The sequence below is a fragment of the Streptomyces sp. UC4497 genome (assembly GCF_054871485.1).
On sequence record NZ_JBTYHB010000020.1, the window covers coordinates 121,578 to 138,681 of the forward strand.

Annotated in this window: 15 protein-coding genes; 11 read left to right on the forward strand and 4 right to left on the reverse strand. The window is 67.9% G+C overall.

The window, feature by feature from the left end:
* Positions 1-2: 2 nt before the first annotated feature.
* Genes ACYSUO_RS26055 through ACYSUO_RS26065 form a run of 3 tightly spaced genes read left to right on the forward strand, consistent with a single transcriptional unit; the run spans position 3 to position 4,109 of the window.
* Positions 3-1,457 (forward strand): ParB N-terminal domain-containing protein, encoded by a 1,455-nt coding sequence (locus ACYSUO_RS26055; protein ID WP_461778658.1) that lies wholly within the window; start codon positions 3-5, stop codon positions 1,455-1,457.
* A gap of 26 nt (positions 1,458-1,483) precedes the next feature.
* Complete coding sequence (locus ACYSUO_RS26060; RefSeq protein WP_461778659.1) at positions 1,484-3,289, forward strand: DEAD/DEAH box helicase; 1,806 nt, start codon at positions 1,484-1,486, stop codon at positions 3,287-3,289.
* A complete protein-coding gene (locus ACYSUO_RS26065) occupies positions 3,273-4,109 on the forward strand; it encodes a protein NO VEIN domain-containing protein (RefSeq protein ID WP_461778660.1) in 837 nt (278 codons plus the stop codon). Before ACYSUO_RS26060 ends, ACYSUO_RS26065 begins: the two co-directional genes overlap by 17 nt.
* A gap of 140 nt (positions 4,110-4,249) precedes the next feature.
* Here the strand turns inward: ACYSUO_RS26065 and ACYSUO_RS26070 are convergent, their stop codons facing one another.
* From ACYSUO_RS26070 to ACYSUO_RS26080, 3 genes are all read right to left on the reverse strand, one after another.
* Complete coding sequence (locus ACYSUO_RS26070) at positions 4,250-6,259, reverse strand: GmrSD restriction endonuclease domain-containing protein (protein ID WP_461778661.1); 2,010 nt, start codon at positions 6,257-6,259, stop codon at positions 4,250-4,252.
* 156 nt (positions 6,260-6,415) lie between these two features.
* The gene (locus ACYSUO_RS26075; protein ID WP_461778662.1) at positions 6,416-6,880 is read right to left on the reverse strand and encodes a very short patch repair endonuclease; all 465 of its coding nucleotides are present in this window, start codon (positions 6,878-6,880) and stop codon (positions 6,416-6,418) included.
* Between the two features lie 494 nt (positions 6,881-7,374).
* Positions 7,375-8,418 carry a hypothetical protein gene (locus tag ACYSUO_RS26080; RefSeq protein WP_461778663.1) on the reverse strand — a complete coding sequence of 348 codons (1,044 nt, stop codon included), beginning with the start codon at positions 8,416-8,418 and terminating at the stop codon, positions 7,375-7,377.
* A 253-nt stretch (positions 8,419-8,671) separates the two neighbouring features.
* On the opposite strand from ACYSUO_RS26080, the gene ACYSUO_RS26085 reads away from it, so the two are divergent.
* From ACYSUO_RS26085 to ACYSUO_RS26095, 3 genes are read left to right on the forward strand one after another with little or no spacing between them, the layout of a single operon-like run.
* Positions 8,672-9,475 carry a class E sortase gene (locus ACYSUO_RS26085; RefSeq protein ID WP_461778687.1) on the forward strand — a complete coding sequence of 268 codons (804 nt, stop codon included), beginning with the start codon at positions 8,672-8,674 and terminating at the stop codon, positions 9,473-9,475.
* Positions 9,476-9,505: 30 nt separating this feature from the next.
* Positions 9,506-9,709: a DUF3311 domain-containing protein gene (locus ACYSUO_RS26090; RefSeq protein ID WP_426903408.1), complete on the forward strand. Its 204-nt coding sequence runs from the start codon at positions 9,506-9,508 to the stop codon at positions 9,707-9,709.
* On the forward strand, positions 9,706-11,229 hold the full coding sequence (locus tag ACYSUO_RS26095; RefSeq protein WP_461778664.1) for a sodium:solute symporter family protein: 1,524 nt from the start codon (positions 9,706-9,708) through the stop codon (positions 11,227-11,229). The genes ACYSUO_RS26090 and ACYSUO_RS26095 overlap by 4 nt, the downstream gene beginning before the upstream one ends.
* On the opposite strand, the gene ACYSUO_RS26100 is transcribed toward ACYSUO_RS26095, so the two are convergent.
* Positions 11,195-12,598 carry an MFS transporter gene (locus ACYSUO_RS26100; RefSeq protein WP_461778665.1) on the reverse strand — a complete coding sequence of 468 codons (1,404 nt, stop codon included), beginning with the start codon at positions 12,596-12,598 and terminating at the stop codon, positions 11,195-11,197. The genes ACYSUO_RS26095 and ACYSUO_RS26100 overlap by 35 nt on opposite strands.
* A gap of 121 nt (positions 12,599-12,719) precedes the next feature.
* Here ACYSUO_RS26100 and ACYSUO_RS26105 point away from each other — a divergent pair, with 121 nt between their 5' ends.
* The 5 genes from ACYSUO_RS26105 to ACYSUO_RS26125 all read left to right on the forward strand — a co-directional run bounded on the left by ACYSUO_RS26105 (position 12,720) and on the right by ACYSUO_RS26125 (position 17,103).
* Complete coding sequence (locus ACYSUO_RS26105) at positions 12,720-13,247, forward strand: winged helix-turn-helix transcriptional regulator (RefSeq protein ID WP_461778666.1); 528 nt, start codon at positions 12,720-12,722, stop codon at positions 13,245-13,247.
* A gap of 47 nt (positions 13,248-13,294) precedes the next feature.
* Positions 13,295-13,621 (forward strand): DUF6412 domain-containing protein, encoded by a 327-nt coding sequence (locus ACYSUO_RS26110; protein WP_461778667.1) that lies wholly within the window; start codon positions 13,295-13,297, stop codon positions 13,619-13,621.
* 94 nt (positions 13,622-13,715) lie between these two features.
* Positions 13,716-14,486: a YidC/Oxa1 family membrane protein insertase gene (locus tag ACYSUO_RS26115; protein ID WP_461778668.1), complete on the forward strand. Its 771-nt coding sequence runs from the start codon at positions 13,716-13,718 to the stop codon at positions 14,484-14,486.
* A 141-nt stretch (positions 14,487-14,627) separates the two neighbouring features.
* A complete protein-coding gene (locus tag ACYSUO_RS26120) occupies positions 14,628-15,485 on the forward strand; it encodes a fumarylacetoacetate hydrolase family protein (protein ID WP_461778669.1) in 858 nt (285 codons plus the stop codon).
* 178 nt (positions 15,486-15,663) lie between these two features.
* The gene (locus tag ACYSUO_RS26125) at positions 15,664-17,103 is read left to right on the forward strand and encodes a choice-of-anchor A family protein (RefSeq protein ID WP_461778670.1); all 1,440 of its coding nucleotides are present in this window, start codon (positions 15,664-15,666) and stop codon (positions 17,101-17,103) included.
* Position 17,104: the final 1 nt, after the last annotated feature.

Sequence of the window (17,104 nt, forward strand, 5' to 3'; positions counted from 1 at the left end):
GCATGGAGAAGCGAGTTGCAGATGGTGTTTTGGAGGCGCAGACCATGGCCGTGAACTTTGGTGTCCCCCCGGAGGGCGAGAAGATCCGCACGCTCGTGGAGGAGCGGCTGCGACAAGCCATGGCCGAAGAAGGAGCCAAGATCACGGTCGAGTGGCGAGGCGAGCAGAAGCATCTGCACGTCATCTCGATGCCGGTCGACATGCTCTACTTCAACCCGGACACCCACCGGATCCGCGCTCAGATGACTCTTGATCCCGAGCGCTACCGAGTCCTCGTGGAAGAGCCGTGGAGCGAGGGCGGGCAGGATTACCTGCGGTACCTCCTCAGCCGGCGTCCCGCCAATCCGGACCAGGTAGACCCCGATTACACCGCGCTCATGGACGAGCTTGACGACTTCGGGCAGAAGGAGCCCGGCATCATCAGCCCGAACGGGATTCTCGTGGACGGGAACACTCGCTGTGCTGCGATGCGCGAGATCGGTATCAAGAACATCCGAGTGGGGGTCCTGCCTCCTGACACCTCGCGTCGGGACATCAACACTGTCGAGCTGTCGCTCCAGCTGCGCCGGGACAAGCGGCGTGACTACTCGTACATCAACCGCCTCATCGCGATCGAGGAGGAGCTGGCGAGTGGTCGGCGAGAAGAAGACGTAGCCCGTGACTTCAACATCAAGACGACAACGCTCCATCAGGACCGATGGGTCTACCAGTTGATCAATGACGCCATCGAGCGGAGCAGTACCGCTCAAGGGGTAGGGCTGCGGCTGGTGGACTTCGAGGACCATCAGGAGAAGCTGCGTGAACTGCATCGCGACTTCACCAAGCTGGCCAAGTCCGATCCGAATGCCGCAGAGCGGCTGAAGGAGTCCCGGCTGGCGATGGTGGTTCTGAACTACCCCAAGACTACTGTCCGCCTCGCGGAGGCTGACTTCCACGCCCGGTACCTCGATGAACGGCTTCCCCGTGAACTCAAGCCTGCTGCGCAGGAATCGGCGTCGGTGGCCATCCCCGGCCTCCCCGGCGTGGCGGTACCGGATGCAAGCGCCGAGGTAAAGACGGCCCGGGCGCTTACCGACGCACTGCTTCAAGCGAAGGCGACAGCGCAGGGGGGAGACACACTCACTGCCGCGGAGACGGCCGCGGCAGACGGGCTCCTCAAGGCGGCACGCGGTACGTTCGACCAGGCTGTGAAGATGGCCGGCCAGAACGCTCAACTGCAGAAACGCCAGATCGCTGTACCTGAGCGCCTCACCGATGCGGCGGACTACGTGAACCAGTGCGCCGCAGAGTTCGCCGACGCTAAGCAGAAACGTGCCCTCGACGAGGATGCGTTCGACGACGCTCTCCTTACGCTGCGCGGCAGCTTGATGCGTCTTGCCAAGCAGGCAGGCCGTACCTTCAGCACTCCCGGAGACGGCGTGAACTGGCTGCTCGACGCCACACGGGAGACCTCGTGACGGCGCCTGGAGCAGCGCAGCCGAGCTTGGAGATCGGATTCGGGGACACCGTGACGCAGGCCCGGCTCAGGGCCGCAGTCGGACACGAGGACGATCTGCGGCGTCTCGCGTTGAGGTTTCGGAGCAGCGTCCAGCGTTCAACGACGGCAACGGACGTGGAGATTGACGACCTCCTTACGAACCTGGCTGTGCTCGGGACCTGGCCTGAGCCCGCGACCGTGACCTGGGACCAGTCCCTCGCTGCGCTTGCCACTGACTCGGCGATGGACGCCCAGGTCGTTGCGAAGAGGCTCGATCCTTCAGCAGATGAGTCAGGGGAGGTGGATCCCGGCGAGATCGATGAGCTGCTGGGCCCTGACTGGACGGCTGAACTGACCGCGTTCCAGCGCAGGGACATCGCCAAGCTGCTGTCTCTCCGGCATGGCGCGAATTTCTCAGTCCCCGGCGCAGGAAAGACACGCGTGGGCTTGGCTATCTTCCAAGCTCTACGCCGAGACCGGGGCGCTGAGCGGCTGTTGATCGTCGGCCCGAAATCCTGCTACGAATCGTGGCTGTACGAGAACGAGCAGTGCTTCGCACACCCTCTGCGGATGGACGTCTTCTCGCGCGACGTAGACCCCTCCGCCGATGTCCTGATCGTGAACTATGAACGATTGGAAGCATCCGCCGACCGGTTCGGCAAGTGGCTCGCCGCCCGCCCGTCGATGCTGCTTCTGGACGAGGCACACAGGATGAAGCTGGGGGCAGAGGGGAAGTACGGTGCTGCCTGCCTCGCTCTGGGGCCCCGTGCGCGCCACCGTCTGATCCTCACTGGGACACCCGCGCCGAACGGTGTCAAAGATCTTGAGAACCTCTTCGGGTTCGTCTGGCCCGGACATGGCCGACAGCAGGTAACCCAGGCGGTGGCAGGAGGCGATCTCGCCAAGGCCAGTCAGGTCCTCCGTCCCCTCTTCACCCGCACCACTAAGGGTGAGCTCGGCCTGCCTCCCGTAACGACCACACTGCGCCCCGTGCCCTTGCCTCCGCTTCACAAGGAGGTCTATGACGCGCTTGTCGGGCGTTTTTCCGCACGCGCTGCAGGGGCAGAGGGGGACTTCCAGGCACTCGGAAAGATCATCGTCTACATGCTCATGGCCGCGACCAGCCCAGCGCTCCTCGCGGTCGGCACCACGCGCCACGAGCCGCTTGCCTACCAGGTTCCGCCTTTGGCGGTTCCTCCGGATTCTCCGCTGTTCGAGCTGATGGCCGACCTGCCGAGCTATGAGCTGTCGCCCAAATATCAGGAGACGCTCGCCATCGTCGCGGAGAACGCGGCGAAGGGCCGGAAGACCCTGGTCTGGTCGACGTTCATCCGCAGTCTCAACACCTTGCAGCGCATGCTGGGCAGATTCTCGCCGAGCGTGGTCCACGGGGGGACGGAGGACAGGGAGGAACAGATCAACCGGTTCCGCAATGACCCTGATTGCATGGTGCTCCTTTCGAACCCGGCAACCTTGGGCGAAGGCATCAGCCTTCATCACCACTGCCACGACGCGGTCTACGTCGACCGGGATTTCGCCGCCGGGCGTTTCCTCCAGAGTCTCGACCGAATCCACCGACTGGGCCTGGCCCCGGACACTGAGACACGTATTACGGTGCTCGCTTCGGAGGGGACCATCGACGAGGTCGTAGAGCAACGGCTCAGTGACAAGCTGCAGTTCATGGGGCGCATCCTTGATGACACCGCAGTCCAGGAACTCGCGGACCTCGACGAAGAGCCTGCCATTGGCGGAGGCCTCGACCTGCGTGATCTCCAGGCGCTCATGGGGCATCTCCGTGCCACTGCCGCCTGAACCTGTTCTCCGCGCAGCTGCCCGCTGGCTGGAGCGTCTGCCGCGCTCCGGCGCAGCGCGCTGCCGAGCGCTGTTCACAAGCCACCAGGATTTCAGTGACATAACTCCGACGCAGTACGAGGCGGCGTACAGCTGGCTGGGTTCTGTTGGCCTCCTTGAGGATCTGCGTAGCGGCTCCGCTTCAGCACACCGCCGCATCTTCAAAGCGGCAGTCTCGGAGAGCACCACTGCGTGGTTTGCAGATGCGGACCTTTTGGTGCGGGATCCGGATGAGCTTCCTGATGATGCCCTTCGGGCGGCGTCTGCCTTGGGCCTGGAGGACGACGAGGCGTTCGCAGAGATCAGGGCTGTGTGGGGAAAGGTTGACACGGCACGCCGCGAGGAGATCGGTGCCGCAGGCGAAGCAGCACTCGTTGAGTGGCTTACGGCCTCAGTGGACGGAACTGTAGAGCACGTTGCGGCGGTCTCGGACGGCTACGGATACGACATTGGGGTGCACGCAGGGAACTGCTCGGTGCATATTGAAGCCAAGGCCACAGTGAAGCGTAACCGTCGGACGATCTACCTGTCCCGCAATGAATTCGAGACAATGCGTCGGGATCCGGAATGGGAATTGGTGGTTGTGCTCCTCGGTCCGGACCTTGAAATGGAGCAGATGGCCACGGTGCTGAAGTCTTGGATAGCTTCGGTCGCACCCAGTGATCGTTCTCGATTGGGGCGTTGGGAGTCGACTCGCCTTGAGGTGCCAGAGGAGGCTCTGGAGATCGGGGTGCCGCGATTGGCTCCTATTCTCAAGGCTGATATTGCACAGAAGTGCTGACAGGCCGGGTGGGCTCCGCCCGACACCCTGTTTCACAATTGGGCGGGTGTCGTCAGACTCGGTATTTGGCCTGGAGGCCGGGCGGCAACATGCTCACACATGGCTCACCCGGCCTCCGGTAGAAGTATTCGCGGCGAAGCTCAGGCCGATAGGATGCTGATCTCTGACAAAAAGAAATCCTCGGCTTCGCCAGGCCACACCGCGGCATCGAACTCTGGGCACTCATCGGCCGGTTGTGGGTCCTCGAATGCGTTCTTCAGGGTAGCGCGCCACTGGTCGAGAGCCCCTCGTATAAGGAATGGGCCGACCAGCACAGTCACACCCTCCTCGTCCACCATTACGGGTGCGGCTTCGCCCGCTACTGTGACGTCGCTGTCGAGCCCCATGCCGGCGGCGTCAAGTGCAGCGCCCAGTTCGACTGGGTCGATTAGCCCGGTCCATGTGCGGTTCTCAAGGGTTGCCTCAGCAACTAGGTGCGCGCGGTTTCCTGTTGTGTATCCAGCGAGCTTGAGTGAGCGCTGGTCGCCGCGGGAGGCGTCGGCCCCGTTCTCAGACGACGATAGGGACGCAGGGCGAAAATGACGGAGCAAGGACATGATCTGCCCCGCCAGCAGCGCTCGGCGGGCGGAAAGGAACTCGCGGTAGCCGTCCGCCTCCAGGGTCACGGGGTCGGCTGGGACAGCATGTGCGGCGAGATCACCCTGGGATACGTGGCGAACGTAGGCAGCCGGGGCGCGATTGCCAATCATGTTCTTCTCTGTGATCTTCGAGACGAAGACGATGTTGGCTAGGTCGTTGATCTCAGAGGCGCTGTACCGATTGCGATGGCTGCGCAGCTTTGAGGCTGGATGGAGGTTGCTGTACTGGAGTTTGTCGGACCTAGCAGTGGCATCTGCAAGGCTGCTCCCATCCCACCAGTCGCAGGCTCCGGCGTGGGCCGCAGCCAGGTACGAGAGCATCAGATAGGGACTCTGGACGCTGCGGTCGACGAGGTCCTTGGCTGTCACAGTCAGGCCTGATTCGTCCAGTCGCAGGTTTGCCAGGAGCGCACGCACAGGGTCCTCGTGGTCCAGGGCGTTGATGTCCTGGGTCAGGTTTGTATCGGTGGCACCGGTGTAGCGGTTACGAGCCATTGCCGCCAGAAACCAGTACAGCAGACCGTTTCCCACGTCTTTAGGCACGGTCTCGTGGGGCATTCGCCGTCCGTAGAAGACGATCAAGGGATGCAAGGCGCTGATAGATGTGATCAGTGACGTGCTGGGCAGCAGTAGCGTCTCCTGCAGAAGTGGGACTACGCGGTCCAGGCCCCGTTTTACACGCTCCCACCCTTCGGCCACGGACTCCTTGCTGGCTGTCGTCAGCTTGGCGACGGACGATGTGCGGCGGCCTGAGATGGAGAGACTCAGGGTAAGGGCCTTAATGAGGAAGTTGACATCGACTGCACGGTATCCGCGAACTACCCAACGTGCTGACTCCTCCTCCAGTTGCCCCAGGAACCCGGGTGACCTGGCCGACAGCGTTGCCATGGCAAGGTCTGTGGTTTTCAGGGCGCGCCCACCGCTGTTGACGCGTACAAAGATGTCGCTGACTTGCTCGTATGAGAAGTCATGGAGGATTTCCATGTGGAAGTCACGCTGCGCGGTCTTCGCGAGCGCGGTGATCCTGCGTCCGATCTCCGGGCCGTCGATGGAGAGGCCAGCCGAGCGCAGGTCAGCCTGGATCGCGAATGTGTCAGCGTCCGGGCCGACTACGTCGAATACCTTGACCCACTTCTTACTCTGTCGCGTAGTGCTGCTCTGGTTCTGGAACGTCTCCGTCTCGACGTTAAAGACGATCTGAGTGGAAGGGTGGTCGGTGAACACCCGGTACAGAGACGTGAGCCGCTGCTGTCCGTCAAGGAGGTAGAGCGGTATGACGTTTGGGGTTTCCTGCGTCGCCCCGATGGCTGCGGGGCGCGTTTCGGCGGCCTCGTCTGTTTTCCACAACAGGAGTGATCCAGCAGGATAGCCGCGGTACAGAGATTCCATGAGTTTGGCTACTTGCGAAGCCTTCCAAACGTAGCCCCGCTGGATCTCAGGGAGCATGATCTCCCCGGCTGTGATCTGGGCTATGAGGGTCTGGATATCGCGGTTCGTGCGCTCTACCGACATGCCGTTGGTGCCTCCACCCCTTCTGCAGGCTGGACGTCAGCCATGGTCCTATGCAGAGCGCATGGGCCAACCCGCTTGAGCGAGGCGGGACTTCTGTGCTCTTGGGGAACCAGAGTAAGCGACATGTGGGAGGGGTGGGATGGGAATGCCGATGCGCTATTTGTCGCCTGAGGGTTTCAGTGACCGCACTACTTCGCAGACCTTGCGCGCGCAATCGTCGGCTGCTTCGTGTTCCCAGAACCGGAGTACGGTCCAACCGGCTGCCCGGAGCTGCTGGTCCGTGTCCCGATCCCTGGAGACATTTCCAGCCACCTTGCTAGACCAGTAACCCTCATTGGTCTTGGGTCGTACGTAATGCTCCGGGCACCCATGCCAGTAGCAGCCATCGATGAACACGGCCACTTTCACCGGCCTGAACACCATGTCCGCTGTTCGCCGGAGGTCTGGGAGAGGGCGGGCCGAGACGCGGTAGCGAAGGCCTTGCGCGTGCACGAGTCGCCGGATGGCCTGTTCCGGCTTGGTGTCCCGGCTTCGGATCGCCTGCATGTTGCGGCGCCGGGCAGCAGAAGACGCCCAAGAACCCTCTGGGGGCTCCCAGCCGGGGTCCAGCGATGGGCTCATGGTCCGTCTTCCGCTGAGTGAGATTTCGGCGGCCTAGGCCGTACAGTCCACGATCGCGACCATGGGTAGGCCGAGCGTCCTTGAGGCGGAAGCGTACAAGTTGCCGGATTGAGTTGCTCGCGCTGGCAAATTCGACGCTGAGTCGGGCCGCTCCGTCGTGGGGAGGCGGGGGCGCCAGGAGGTCTCTTCCCGTGAAAGGCCGCCTGATTACTGGCTGCGATCATCCCGCCGCGGCGCCAGGCCTTCAGTGTCGCTGGGGCGGCGAAGTGCTCCTTGACCCGCTCGGCGTCGGAGCGAAACAGGACGACTAGCTCGTTGGCGTCGTCCATGTTCCGGGGATAGGTAAGCGTTCGAGGCCAGGGGGCGTCCCTCGCAGAGGGAATCGCGCCCCCTGCGCTACTTGAGGTGCCCAGCAGACTGTTGGTGGGTCGGCAGTAAGAGGGCACAGAAGTGACGGCGAACGGGAGCTAGCGGCTCTAACAGGCTTCCTGGACTTAGGAGTTATGCCCCTTCCCATGGCACTCCCCATAGGCCGCCCCCGACCCACACCAGCACCCCGCCCCACTCGCCGGAGGCCACGCGACCGCGCGGCCCCGGGCTGCCAGGGTTGTCGCGTACTGGGGGAGGAGGGAGACGTCTTCCGGGGAGGAGCCCTCCGAGGCTGCGAAGGCCTCGTAGGAGGGGACTGTGCCTGTGACGATGCCGACGTTGGCCGTGCCCGATGCCGTCAGTTCCCTCAGGGATTCCTCCGTCGACGACAAGTGGGCCTCGTAGGAGGGGTATTCGGAGGTCAGGGTCGGGTACGCCGACAGGAGTTCGGTGTATTCCGGTGATGGCCAGTGCAAGACCGCTACCGGGAAGGGGCGGGACAGTGCCTCCCTGTACGAGCCCAACTCCGCTCGGATGCGGGAGATTTCGGCCTGGAGTTCCGCCGGGTTCTCCGAGCCGAGCGCCCAGGTGCGCTTCGGGTCGTGGAGTTCGTCGAGGGAGACCGGCGTGCGGTTGGCCTGGTCGGCGAGGGCGTCCCACGTGTCGTGCTCCACCCCGAGCATGCGGCGCACACGGTGGCGGCCGAGGAGCAAGGGGTGCTTCGCCAGTGGGACTCCCGCTTCGCGTTCCGAGTCCGGGACCAGGAGGTCGAGGGCCTCTGTGAACGTCTCGTGGGCCTGCTCGAGTTCGTCGTGGGCTTCTAGGGACTCCGCCACGATTACCCAGGGCGCCGGGTCGCGCGGCGCCGCCGTGCGGATTCCCGTGATGATCGCCTGGGCCTCGGCCTCGTGGCCGTACTCCCAGAGGTTCGCTGCCTTGAGTGCGCGGATCAGGGCGGGGGACTGGGGGGCCTCGGCGGACAGCAGGTTGTCGTAGAGGGTCGTCGCGCGGTCGCGGGCCTCGGCCAGTTCGTAGTGGGCCGCGGCCTGGAGGAGCAGGTGCTCCGCGTCCTCCGGGTACATCGCCGCCGTGCGCTCCAGGCGCTCGGCTTCCGCGACATGGTTCGCACGGTCGGTCTCGGCGGGCGTGGCAGGGGTGTCGGGGCGCATGGGCAACACCGTACTGCCGGATCCCTGGCCGGGGACCCGCCCGATCGGGTCTCGCCCACCCACGGGTCCCGAGCACCCGCGGGTTCCGAGCAGCCACGGCTTCCGCCCGCAGCTCCCCGCCCTATGGGGCTCGCACACCCGTGGCTCCCACCCGATGGGTCTCGCCCACCCGCGACGCCCACCCACGCCCCCCGACCTACCCCTGGCGACTTCACGCCCCGCGATCTATCTTGCGCGCGTGCTGCTGCAACGTATGCAACGTCTGCGTACCGATAGGCGGCCTGCTGTCGTCGCCCAAGGGCGGTACCGCAGGTCCACCGCCCGCCGTGTCCTGTGGAACGGTGCCGAGGTCGCCGTCACCCTCGGGCTCGTCGTGCTGCTGCTCGTCGTGCACCAGTTGTGGTGGACGAATCGGCAGGCCAGGGCCGGCGCCGATCGGCAGGTGCAGGCTCTTGAGCGGCAGTGGGGGACGCCCTCGGACGGGAGCGCCGATCGGACAGAGCCCGCCGCCGGGACCGTCGAGCCCAGCGACACCCCCAGCGACGACCCCTCCGTCACCCCGGACGACAACCGCGCCAAGCCCGCGCCGCCGCCCCAGCCGAACTGGGACCAGGCCTACGCCATCCTCGGCATCCCCCGCCTCGGCCTCCGCGCCCCCGTCGCCCAGGGCATCAGCAAGGCGAACGTCCTCAATCACGGCTACGTCGGCCACTACCCCGGCACCGCCCAGCCCGGCCGCCCCGGGAACTTCGCGCTCGCCGGGCACCGGAACACGCACGGCGAACCGTTCCGCTACATCAACCGGCTGCGGCGCGGCGACACCCTCACCGTCCGGACGAAGACCGCCTCGTACACGTACGTCGTCGACAAGACGCTCGCCCAGACCTCGGCCGGCGACGGGGGAGTGATCAACCCCGTGCCGCGCAGTGGCGTCGTTCCGGGGGCCGGGTACGGCGACCCCGGGTACTACATCACCCTCACCACCTGTACGCCCGAATTCACCTCCAAGTACCGACTTGTGGTGTGGGGGAAGCTCAGCGCCATGCGTCCCCGTTAGAACCAGACACCCCCGATAGGCTGCCGTTTCGTGATCAAACGGCCCCACCTGCTCTGGCTCCTCGTCCCCTTCGTGCTCTACATCGGCGCGCTGCCCTTCGTGAACCGCGTCGAACCCGTCGTGTTCGGGCTGCCGTTCCTGTTCGTGTGGCTGCTGGGGGCCACGCTCGTCACCCCGTTCGCCGCCTGGCTCACCTGGCGCGGCGACCAGCGGCTCAAGCGGGGCCGGTCATGAGCAACGCCGCCGTCGCCACCACCCTCTTCGGCGTCTTCATGGTCGCCACCGTCGCCCTCGGGCTGCTCGCCGTACGTGGAAAGGGCGGCGGAGGCGGGCTCGCCGAGTGGTCCGTGGGCGGGCGGTCGCTCGGGGCCGTGTTCGTGTGGGTGCTGATGGCGGGCGAGGGGTACACGAGCTTCTCGTATCTCGGCGCCGCCGGGTGGGGGTACAACTACGGCGCCCCTGTTCTGTATGTCGTCGCCTACATGTCCTGCGGGTACGCCATCGGGTACGTCGTCGGGCCGTTGTTGTGGTCCTACGCGCGGCAGCACGGGCTCGTGAGCATCACCGACATGGTCGCCCACCGGTACCGCAGGCCCTGGCTCGGCGCCGCCGTCGCCGTCCTCGTCACCGTGTTCCTGCTCCCGTACATCCAGTTGCAGATCACCGGGATGGGCGTCGTCGTCTCGACGATCTCGTACGGTGCCGTCAGCCTCAACTGGGCCTATTTCATCGGCTTCGCCGTCACCACGGTCTTCGTGGTGGTGAGTGGGCTGCGGGGGAGTGCCTGGGTTTCCGTCCTGAAGGACCTCCTCGTCATCGTCACGCTCGCCTTCCTCGCCATCTACGTACCTCTTCATTACTTCGACGGGTACGGGCCCTTCCTCGATCGGCTCGTTGAGGAGAAGAGCGCCTGGCTGACGTTGCCGGGGAGCGGGGGATCGCCTTACGGGGAAGGGTGGTTCGCCACCACGACCTTCCTGAACGCCCTCACCGTCGTCATCTTCCCGACCACCGTCGCCGGATATCTCGGCGCCCGGAACGCCGACGCGCTGCGGCGCAATGCCATGTGGCTGCCCGCGTACAACGTCCTGCTGTTCGTCCCGATGCTGCTCGGGATGGCGGCTCTGTTCGTCGTTCCGGGACTCACCGGGGCCGACTCGAATCTCGCGCTCTTCAAGCTCGTCGTCGATTCGCTTCCCGCGTGGGTCGTGGGGATCGTCGGGGTCGCGGCGGCGTTGTCGTCGATCGTGCCGATGGCCGTGTTCATGCTGGTCATCGGGACGATGTGGGGGAGCAGTGTGATGTCCCTCGTGCCGCGGTGGCGGGGGGCCTCGGAGGCCGCGTCGCGGGCGCAGAAGGCCGGGTCGCAGGTCGTGGTCGTCGTCGCCGGGTCGGTCGCGCTCGTGCTGACGTACGCCGCGCCCAACACGCTCGTACGGCTCTCCCTCATCTCGTACGAGGGGATGGCGCAGCTCGTCCCGATGCTGCTCGTCGGCCTGGTGTGGCGGCGGTTGAGTCTGGTGGGTGCGCTGAGTGGGCTCGTGGTGGGGGTCGGGGTCGTGTGCGGGCTCGTGTTCAGCGGGCACGATCCGGTGTTCGGGGTGAACGCCGGGATCGTCGCGCTCGCCGCCAATCTCGCCGTGACGCTGGTGGTGACGTACGCGTTCCCGGCGGACCGGGACGAGCGGCCGGACGAGGACGTGCTGGCCCGGGATCCGATCAGTGAGGAGCGGGCTTCCGTTCCCGCAGGATGAGCAGCAGGCCCGCCGCTACGAGGGCCAGCACACCGGAGGCGATCAGCGCCGCGTTCGTGCCGCCGGCCAGCGCGTGCGTCGACGTCCCCGTGGACGTGGACACCGCGATCATCAGCGCCACCCCCGCCGCCGAACCGATGTACCGCGCCGTGTTGTTGGCGCCCGAGCCCATCGCCGCGCGGCCGGCCGGGACCGACTCGACGGCGAGGAGGGGGAGCGCGGCGTTGAGGAGGCCGCTGCCGATGCCGGAGACGACGAGGCCGGGCAGCAGCCGCGTCCAGTGGCCGGAGCCCGCCGCGCCCAGCATCGTGGCGACGGCCAGCGCGTGCAGGGCGAAGCCGACGGCCAGTTGGTGGCGCGGGGAGACCCGGCCCGCCAGGCGCCGCGCCTGAAGGGCGACGAGGAACGATGTGCCGGACCAGACCACGAACAGTCCGGCCGTGCCCATCGGGGACACGCCCATCGTGTGCTGGACGAGCGTCGGGATGTAGCTGAAGAGCGCGATGACCGACAGTCCGGTGAACAGGCCGCCCGCCGTGGCGGCGAGGAAGAGAGGGCGCCGAAGGAGCGACAGGTCCAGCATGGGGCTCGTGCTGCGGCGCTCGATCGTCACAAATGCCGTCAGGAGTGCGGCAGTTGCTGCCATGAGTACGCCGATGGGGGCGCGGAGCCAGCCGTCGCGGCCGAGTGTGAGCGCGGCGAGGAGGGCGACCAGGGCGAGGCCGAGCGTGAGGGCGCCGGGCAGGTCGGGGCGGCCGGCGCGGGGTGAGCGGGACTCGGTCAGGGCGCGGGGTGCGAGGGCCGCGACGAGGAGCGCGGCCGCGCCCAGGACCGCGTACGACCAGCGCCAGTCGGCGAGCCCGGCCACCCAGCCCGCGACCACCGGGCCGAGCGCGATGCCGCCGCTGACGAACGCGCCCCACACGCCGGTCGCCCTGATGCGGCCCGCTGGGGTCGGGAACGCGTGCACCAGCAGGCCCAGGCTCGCGGCGATGATCGCGGCCGAGGCGGCGCCCTGCGCGACCCGGGCGAGGGTGAACAGGAGGGTGGTGGGGGCCAGTGCGCCCAGGATTGTCGTGAGGCCGAGGGCGAAGGTGCCGAGGAGGAAGGCGCGGCGGCGGCCGTAGTCGTCGGCGAGGCTGCCCGCGACCAGGAGCAGCGCGGCGAGGCCGAGCGGGGTGCCGTTCAGCAGCCAGGCCTGGGACGAGAGGCCCGTGTGCAGGGACGCGGCAGTGTCGGCGAGCGTGATCGACGGCGCCGCGTACGTCATCAGCGCCACCGCCGTCGCCGCGCTCGTGACGGCGAGGGTGGCGGCGGGCCGGGCGGGGGCAGAGGTCTGCGGGGGCTGCACGAGTACTTGCTGCGGCATGGGTGGCATGGGTGGACTCATCCAGTCATGGGTTCAGTGAATGAACTTACCGGCCTCATGAACGTAGCACGGTAGGTTCGGTCACTGAACCTTGAACGGGAAAAGTGGCTACAGTGGGGTCATGGCTCTCGGCAAGGACTACGCGACGCAGCAGTGCTCGGCCGCCCGCGCGCTGGAGGTCGTCGGCGAACGCTGGACGCTCCTCGTCGTGCGCGACGCCCTCTACGGCGTGCGGCGCTACAACGACTTCCTCGTCCACCTCGGCATCCCGCGCGCCGTCCTCGCCTCCCGGCTCCAGGCGCTCACCGCGGCCGGGGTCCTGGAGAAGCGCCGCTACCAGGAGTCGCCGCCGCGCGACGAGTACGTCGTGACCGCGCACGGACGTGGGCTGTGGCCGGTACTCCTCTCGCTCAGCGCGTGGGGGCGGACGATCCCGGGGACCCTGCCGGCGCGTGAGTTCCGGCACGCCGCGTGCGGCACCGCGCTCGGCGTCATGGGGGAGTGCCCGGCCTGCGGGGGCTTCGTACCACCGGAGGAAGTCGAGATGCTGCCCGGCGCCGCGCTCGACCCGGACCCCGCCGATCCGGTGAGCCGGGCGCTGCTCGAACCGCGACGCCTCCTCCAGCCGGTCGTGACCGAGCCTGTATAACTGGCAGGACGCGTACGCACGCACGAGCGGCGGGAGGAGGCAGGCGCATGGCACGCACGACCAGCGGGTCCGTCGGGTCCATGACGCTGCGGCCCGTCGCCCTGCTGCTCTTCGTCCTCCTCGGTTCGGCGCTCGCCGACACCGGCAGCCTCGCCGGCGCCGTCGCGCTCGCCGCGACCGCCGCCGCGGGCTCCGCGCTCGCCGCCTGCGCCGTCCTGGCCGCACGCTCCGCGCCCGCCGTGGCGCGCACCCGCGTCCGCACCGCCATCCGCGACCGCGAGCGGCGCACCGCGTTCCTGCCGCAGCGCGATCCCGACGCCTCGGGCCGCCCCAGGCCCCGAGCACCCGGACGCCTCGTCCCGACGGCCTGCTGAACCTTTCGAACTCTTCGAACCTTCCGGTTCAGCGGTCCGTCACGCCGTTTCGCTCACCGATTCAGGCACGACGAGACCCCCGGAGGGCTCACCCATGTCGTCGTTCATGTCCGTTTTCGCCAGTCTGGTCGAGCATCTCGCCGACCTCCTCCAGCCGCTGTTGGGTGCCTCGGCCACGGCCGCGGCGATCGTCCTGTTCACCGCGTTCGTACGCCTCCTCGTCCACCCCCTGTCGCGGGCCGCGGCCCGTGGGCAGCGGGAACGGGCCAAGCTCCAGCCGCGCATCGCCGAGCTGCGCAAGAAGCACAAGAGCAGCCCCGAGGCGATGCAGAAGGCGATCATGGAGCTGCACCGCGAGGAGAAGGTCTCCCCGCTGACCGGCTGTCTGCCGATGCTCTTCCAGATGCCGGCGTTCTTCCTGCTCTACCACCTGTTCTCCAACCGGAGCATCGGCGGCGAGCCCAACGCGCTGCTCGGCCACACCCTCGGCGCGGCGCCGCTCGGCGGCCGGTTCCACGACGCGCTCGCGCACGGCGGGCTGTTCGGGGAGCAGGGGCTCGTCTACGTGGCGTTGTTCGCGCTCGTCGCCACCGTCGCGAGCTTCAATTACCGGCGGACGAAGCGGCAGATGGCGCAGGCGCAGCAGAACAAGCCGGACGGCGATCAGCAGCAGGTGCCGGGCATGGCGGCGATGGGCAAGTTCATGCCGCTGATGTCCTTCTTCACCCTCTTCACCGTCGCCTTCGTGCCGCTCGCCGCCGCGCTGTACGTCGTCACGTCGACGACGTGGAGCTCGATCGAGCGGGCCGTGCTCTACCGGGACATGCCGTACGCGGGTGGGGCGGCGGCCGCGCCGGCGCTCTGAACGCTCGGCGATGGCCCGGGTCCAGTCCGTGAACGGGGTATTGCGGACTGGACGTTCTCCTTGGAGGATCGACCAGTCCTCCGATGGCTGCACGCCGCACCGGGCCGTGGAGGCTCCTCCTACTGCAGAGGGAGTTACACCATGAAGCTGCTGCGAGTCGGTCCCGCCGGAGCCGAGCGCCCCGCGCTGCTCGACGCCGAGGGAACCCTGCGCGACCTGTCGGAACTCGTCACGGACGTCGACGGGGCGCTGCTCGCCGACGACGCCGCGATCGAGCGCGTACGGGCCGCTGCCGCGGCCGGGGAGCTGCCCGTCCTCGACGCGTCGGGGCTGCGGATCGGCCCGCCGGTGGCCCGTATCGGCAAGGTCGTGTGCATCGGGCTGAACTACCACGACCACGCGGCGGAGACCGGCGCCGAGCCGCCCGCCGAGCCGGTCGTGTTCTTCAAGGCGGCCGACACGGTCGTCGGGCCCGACGACACGGTGCTCGTGCCGCGCGGCTCGGTCAAGACCGACTGGGAGGTCGAGCTGGCCATCGTCATCGGCCGCACGGCCCGCTACGTCGAGTCCCACGAGGCGGCCCTCGCGTGCGTCGCCGGGTACGCGGTCGCGCACGACGTGTCCGAGCGCGAGTTCCAGATCGAGCGCGGCGGCACCTGGGACAAGGGCAAGAACTGCGAGACGTTCAACCCGCTCGGCCCGTGGCTCGTGACCGCCGACGAGGTCCCGGACCCGCAGGCGCTGGGGCTGCGGCTCTGGGTGAACGGCGAGCTGAAGCAGAACGGCACGACGGCCGACCAGATCTTCCCGGTGGCCGAAGTGGTGCGCTACGTAAGCCAGTTCATGACGCTGTACCCCGGCGACGTCATCAACACCGGCACACCGGCGGGCGTCGCCATGGGCCAGCCCGAACCGAAGCCGTATCTGCGGGCGGGCGACGTGGTGGAGCTGGAGATCGACGGGCTCGGGCGACAGCGACAGGAGCTGAAGGGGGCGTAGGCCCTCTCCGGCGGGCGTTCGCCCGGTGACGTTGACCGGGGCCGGGTGACGCGGGCTGGGGCACCTACCGGTCGGGGCACCCCCGATCGGGGTGCCCTCGGCAGCCCTGGGCGCGTGTCTCCCGGGAGGGCGGGAAGGCCGTTCCCATAGTTCGGCCATGGGAACAATTCGTACTGTCATGTCAAAGTCCCGGCTCCCGGCCGGGGCCCTCGCCTCCGCGGTCCTCCTCGTGGGGACCGCCGTCGGGCCCGCGTACGCCGATCCGCTGCCGGACGGGCTCGGGCCCTGCCTGGGCCCCGACTGCCCGGGCGCGTACCCGGACACGAACAACGACACCCCCACCGGCCGTGACAACAACATCAACGTCTACGTCGGAGGGGACTTCCTCGTCCGCCGTGGCTCCGCGGAGGCGGAGGGCAAGGTCGTCGTCCTCGGCGATTACGACCAGGACAAGGACCCCGGCGTCTCGGGGCTCTACAACGTGGGCGTCGCCGGCGTGGGATCGCGCGTGCCGCCCGCGGACGGCACCGACTTCCTCACCGTCGGCGGTGATCTGACGGTCGCCCCGGGGGAGCGCGTCGCGGTGGAGGCCGATGGGGCCACCGGTGTCGCGCGGTACGGGGGCACCCTCGACGGCACCGTGGAGAGCCGGTCCGTTCACGACCCCGACGCCGCCGCGCCCTACCAGGGCATCCGGCAGGACCTCACCGACGCCAGCCACTGCTACGCGTACGACCGCGGTGTACGCCGCGCCCCGACCGGCACCGCCGTCAACAACGGCAACGCCACGGTCTTCACCGGCGACGGCAGCTCCCCGATCCAGGTCTTCGACGTCGACGCCGACATGGTCTCCGCCGGCGGCGGCGCCTCGGGTTTCCGGTTCGACGGCATCCCGTCGGGGGCCACCGTGCTGGTGAACCTCTACGGGAGCGCGCGGAAGATCAACACGTACGAGACGATGCTCCCGGCCGAGCTGCGCGACCGGCTGCTGTGGAACTTCCCCGACGCGACGAGCGTGGAGCTCGCGGGCGGCACCCAGTTCTCGGGGAGCGTCCTCGTCGGCAACCAGTCGAGCATGACGACCGTGAGCATGTCCGGCACCAACGGCCGCCTCTACACGGCCGGTTCACTCACCCACGGGTCCCCGACGGCGTCCGGCGGCGGGGGCGAGGAGTTCCACGCCTACCCGTTCGTCGGCGACCTGCCGGTGTGCTCCGACCCGTACAACCCCACGCCCACCCCCACGCCCACCCCCACGCCCACCCCCACGCCCACGCCGACGCCGACGCCGACGCCGACCGGCGTCACGCCGACCCCGACCCCCACTCCGACGGAGACGACCACGCCCACTCCCACGCCCAGCGAGACCACGCCCACACCCACTCCCTCCCCGAGTGACACCACCCCCGCACCTCCGTCCGGCGGTGGTGACAACGGCGGGGCGTCCGGCGGCGGAGGTACCGGAGGAGGTACGGGTGGTGGCGGGGGCCATCTCGCCGACACCGGTACGCCGTCCCTCGGCGCCACGGTGCTCGGCTCGATCGCGGCAGGCCTCGCGGTGACGGGCGCGGGCGCCGTCTTCCTGGCGCGCAGGCGGCGGACCGGAGTCCGTGGCTGAG

What these genes read in the sequence shown, in the direction of transcription:
- ACYSUO_RS26055 (WP_461778658.1), top strand. Translation starts at nt 3, where the DNA reads ATGGAGAAGCGAGTTGCAGATGGTGTTTTGGAGGCGCAGACCATGGCC.
- ACYSUO_RS26070 (WP_461778661.1), bottom strand. Translation starts at nt 6,259, where the DNA reads ATGTCGGTAGAGCGCACGAACCGCGATATCCAGACCCTCATAGCCCAG.
- ACYSUO_RS26075 (WP_461778662.1), bottom strand. Translation starts at nt 6,880, where the DNA reads ATGAGCCCATCGCTGGACCCCGGCTGGGAGCCCCCAGAGGGTTCTTGG.
- ACYSUO_RS26080 (WP_461778663.1), bottom strand. Translation starts at nt 8,418, where the DNA reads ATGCGCCCCGACACCCCTGCCACGCCCGCCGAGACCGACCGTGCGAAC.
- ACYSUO_RS26085 (WP_461778687.1), top strand. Translation starts at nt 8,672, where the DNA reads ATGCAACGTCTGCGTACCGATAGGCGGCCTGCTGTCGTCGCCCAAGGG.
- ACYSUO_RS26095 (WP_461778664.1), top strand. Translation starts at nt 9,706, where the DNA reads ATGAGCAACGCCGCCGTCGCCACCACCCTCTTCGGCGTCTTCATGGTC.
- ACYSUO_RS26100 (WP_461778665.1), bottom strand. Translation starts at nt 12,598, where the DNA reads ATGCCGCAGCAAGTACTCGTGCAGCCCCCGCAGACCTCTGCCCCCGCC.
- ACYSUO_RS26105 (WP_461778666.1), top strand. Translation starts at nt 12,720, where the DNA reads ATGGCTCTCGGCAAGGACTACGCGACGCAGCAGTGCTCGGCCGCCCGC.
- ACYSUO_RS26110 (WP_461778667.1), top strand. Translation starts at nt 13,295, where the DNA reads ATGGCACGCACGACCAGCGGGTCCGTCGGGTCCATGACGCTGCGGCCC.
- ACYSUO_RS26115 (WP_461778668.1), top strand. Translation starts at nt 13,716, where the DNA reads ATGTCGTCGTTCATGTCCGTTTTCGCCAGTCTGGTCGAGCATCTCGCC.
- ACYSUO_RS26120 (WP_461778669.1), top strand. Translation starts at nt 14,628, where the DNA reads ATGAAGCTGCTGCGAGTCGGTCCCGCCGGAGCCGAGCGCCCCGCGCTG.
- ACYSUO_RS26125 (WP_461778670.1), top strand. Translation starts at nt 15,664, where the DNA reads ATGTCAAAGTCCCGGCTCCCGGCCGGGGCCCTCGCCTCCGCGGTCCTC.